General features: G+C 71.6%; 3 protein-coding genes. All 3 read left to right on the top strand.

The window, feature by feature from the left end; all coding sequences use genetic code 11:
- Window positions 1-1934: M9 family metallopeptidase (locus tag H5J30_RS21210; protein WP_181788979.1), on the top strand; the 1934-nt coding region annotated here is incomplete at its 5' end.
- A 261-nt stretch (window positions 1935-2195) separates the two neighbouring features.
- On the top strand, window positions 2196-3059 hold the full coding sequence (locus H5J30_RS21205; protein WP_181788980.1) for a dihydrodipicolinate synthase family protein: 864 nt from the start codon (window positions 2196-2198) through the stop codon (window positions 3057-3059).
- A 135-nt stretch (window positions 3060-3194) separates the two neighbouring features.
- Window positions 3195-3860: GntR family transcriptional regulator (locus H5J30_RS21200; RefSeq protein ID WP_181788978.1), on the top strand; the 666-nt coding region annotated here is incomplete at its 3' end.

The following is a 3860-nucleotide window of genomic DNA, read 5'->3' as shown; positions in this document are numbered from 1 at the left end:
CGCTGGTCGCCCAGATCAAGGCGTCGACCACCGACTGCGTCAACACGCTGTTCAGCCTGACCGGCAGCGACGCCTACTACGCGTTCAGAGAGGAGCAGATGACGAGCGTCGCGTACGCCCTGCGCGACGGCTCGTCCGCCTACCCCGGCAACAGCAGCACGGGCATGCCGCAACTGGTGCTCTACCTGCGCGCGGGCTACTACGTGCACTGGTACAACGAGTCCGCCGTCGGCCCGTACGGCCCCGGGCTGACGACCGCCATCCGGTCCGGTCTGGACGCGTTCTTCGCGAGCAGCCACGCCTTCGACGTCAGCGACGCCAACGGCGAGACCCTCGCCGAGGCGGTGATCCTCATCGACAGCGCCGAGGAGAACGCCCGCTACCTGCACGTCGTCAAGCGGCTGCTGAACGGCTACAACAGCTCGTACGACGGCTCCTGGTGGATGCTCAACGCCGTCAACAGCGTCTACACGGTGCTCTTCCGCGGCCACCAGGTGCCGGAGTTCGTCAGCACCGTCACCTCCGACCGCAGCGTGCTCACCACGCTGTACGACTTCGCCTCCGGGCACATCGGCCTGCTCGGCACCGACCGCGGCTACCTCACCTCCAACGCCGGGCGCGAACTGGGCCGGTTCCTCCAGCACTCCGCCCTCCTGCCCGACGTCCGCCCGAAGGGCGCGGGGCTGCTGGGCCAGAGCGCCATGACCGGCAGGACCGCGCCCCTGTGGGTCGGCTTCGCCGAGATGGCCGACTACTACGACAAGGCCAACTGCGGCTACTACAACACCTGCAACCTCCAGGAGCGGCTGGCCGCGGCCGTGCTGCCGATCAACCACACATGCAGCGGCAGCCTGCGCATCCGCGCCCAGGACATGACCGCCGCGCAGCTCAGCGAGTCGTGCGGCAGCCTGGCCGGCCAGGACGCGTTCTTCCACGGCATCGCGCGCGACAGCGGGCCGGTGGCCGGGGACCGCAACACCACCCTGGAGGTGGTCGCGTTCGACTCCAGCACCGACTACCAGACCTACGCCGGCGCGATGTTCGGCATCGACACCAACAACGGCGGCATGTACCTGGAAGGGGACCCCTCGGCCGCCGGCAACCAGCCCCGGTTCATCGCCTACGAGGCCGAGTGGGTGCGGCCCGCGTTCGAGATCTGGAACCTCAACCACGAGTACACGCACTACCTCGACGGCCGCTTCAACATGCACGGCGACTTCACCGCCAACGTCTCCACCCCGACGATCTGGTGGATCGAGGGCTTCGCCGAGTACGTGTCCTACTCGTACCGCAACCTGCGCTACGACGCCGCCATCACCGAGGCGGGCCGCCGCACCTACGCGCTGAGCACGCTCTTCGACACCACGTACAGCCATGACCAGACGCGCGTCTACCGGTGGGGCTACCTGGCCGTCCGGTACATGCTGCAGTCCCACCGCGCCGAGATGGACACCGTCCTCGGCCACTACCGCGGCGGCAACTGGAGTGCCGCCCGCAGCTATCTGACCGGCAGCATCGGCTCGCGCCACGACGCCGACTGGTACTCGTGGCTCACCGCGTGCGCCGCCGGCGAGTGCGGCGGAGGCGGCGGCGGTGGCGGCGTCACCGAGTGCACCGGCGCCGACACCCGCCAGCTGGACCGCAACTGCAAGCGCAGCGGGGTCGCGGCGACGCGGGGCGACTACGCGTACTTCTACCTCTACGTCCCGGCCGGCACGGCGCAGCTGAAGATCACCTCGACCGGGGGGTCGGGCAACGCGGACCTCTACTACAGCAGCAGCACCTGGGCCACGACCGGCGGTTACACCACGAGGTCGACGGGGCCGGACAACAGCGAGACCCTGACGGTCGGCAACCCGGCGGCGGGCTACCACTACATCAGCCTCGCCGCCGCCGCGGACTTCGCCGGAGCCACGGTCACCACCGAGTACTGACAGCCGGAGCAGACGACACGGGAGGGAGGAGACCCGGTTGGGCCCGGGTGGCCGGCGGAGCGCACCACCGCCGCCACCCGGGCCGTCCGCGTGCGCCCGCCCCCGGGCATCGGGCACCCGCCCGGTACCCATAGAACCATGTGACATTGTACTGTTGTCCACGGGCCCGCGACCGCGCGGTCCCGCCCGCCTGCCGCGACTCATCCGGAGAACTCCATGACCTCTGCCCCACAGGAACGGTCCCGCCCCTGGCACGGCCTCATGGTCGCCACCGCGCTCCCACTGCGCCCCGACCTGACCGTGGACTTCGACGCCTACGCCGAGCACGTCCGCTGGCTCCTCGACGCCGGCTGCGACGGCGTCGTGACCAACGGCTCCCTCGGCGAGTACCAGACCCTCACCGACGACGAGCGCATCCGCCTGGTGCACACCGCCGTGGCCGCGGCGGGCGACGGCGACCGGGTCATGGTGGGCGCCGCGGCGTACGGCAGCGCCGAGGCCCGCGGCTGGACCGAGCGGGCGGCGGAGGCCGGCGTCGGCTCGGTCCTGCTGCTCCCGCCCACCGCCTACCGGGCCGACGAGTCGGCGGTGCGCGCGCACTACGCCGAGGTGGCGAAGGTCGGCCTGCCGGTGGTCGCGTACAACAACCCGTACGACACCCGCACCGACCTCACCCCCGCGCTGCTCGCCGCCATGCACGGCGAGGAGAGCATCGTCGCCGTCAAGGAGTTCACCGGCGACGTCCGCCGCGCGTACGAACTCGCCGAGCTGGCGCCCGGACTCGACCTGCTGATCGGCGCAGACGACGTGCTGCTGGAGCTGGCCGTCGCCGGCGCCGTCGGCTGGATCGCCGGCTTTCCCAACGCGCTGCCCGAAGCCTGCGCCACCCTGTACCGCGCCGCCGTCGACGGCGACCTGGCGCTGGCCAAGCCGCTCTACCGGGCCCTGCACCCCCTGCTCCGCTGGGACTCCAAGCCGCAGTTCGTGCAGGCGATCAAGCTGTCGATGGACGTCGCCGGGCTGCACGGCGGCCCCTGCCGCCCGCCGCGCTCGCCGCTGCCGGACGAACAGGCCGCGGCGGTACGGGGCATCACCGAGAAGCTGCTCGCCGAGGGCCTGAGCTGACCCACCGCCCCGCCTCGCGTACGGGCCCTCCGCCGCCTTCCGCCCCGGCCCTCGGCCGCCGGGGCGGACGGGCGGGGTACGATACAGCAATGTCACATCGCGCATCGAGCCCCTGCCACCTGCGGAGGGAACACCATGGCTGAGGCGAAGCGGGGCAAGCTCATCTCGGTGCAGAAGCACCTGCGCGACCAGGTCGCCAACGCCCTGCGGGCCGCGCTGATAGCGGGCGAGCTGCGCCCCGGCGTCATCTACTCCGCGCCCGCGCTGGCCACGGAGTTCGGCGTCTCGGCCACGCCCGTGCGCGAGGCCATGCTCGACCTCGCCCGCGAGGGCCTGGTCGAGGCCGTGCGCAACAAGGGCTTCCGCGTCACCGAGATGACCGAGGCCGATCTCGACAACTACACGGAGATCCGCGAGCTGATCGAGGTCCCCACCGTGGGCCGGGTGACCGAAGTGGCCACCGCGGAGCAGCTGGAGGCGCTGCGGCCGCTGGCCGAGGACATCGTCACCGCCACCCGCGACCACGACCTCATCGGCTATCTGGAAGCCGACCGCCGCTTCCACCTCAGCCTGCTCGCGCTCGCCGGCAACGACCACCTGGTCACCGTCGTCGCCGAACTGCGCAACCGCTCCCGGCTGTACGGCCTGACGGACCTCGACCGCGCCGGCGCGCTCGTCGACTCCGCGCAGGAGCACGTCACGCTGCTCGACCTGATGATCGCCGGGGACGCCGCGGCCGCACAGGAGCTGATGGCCGGGCACCTCGGGCACATCCGCACCCTGTGGGCGGCCGGCCGGCGC

Origin of the sequence: Streptomyces phytophilus, from assembly GCF_013870535.1 — a bacterium.
Lineage (GTDB): Bacteria > Actinomycetota > Actinomycetes > Streptomycetales > Streptomycetaceae > Streptomyces > Streptomyces phytophilus.
This window is presented reverse-complemented; position numbering and strand designations above follow the sequence as displayed.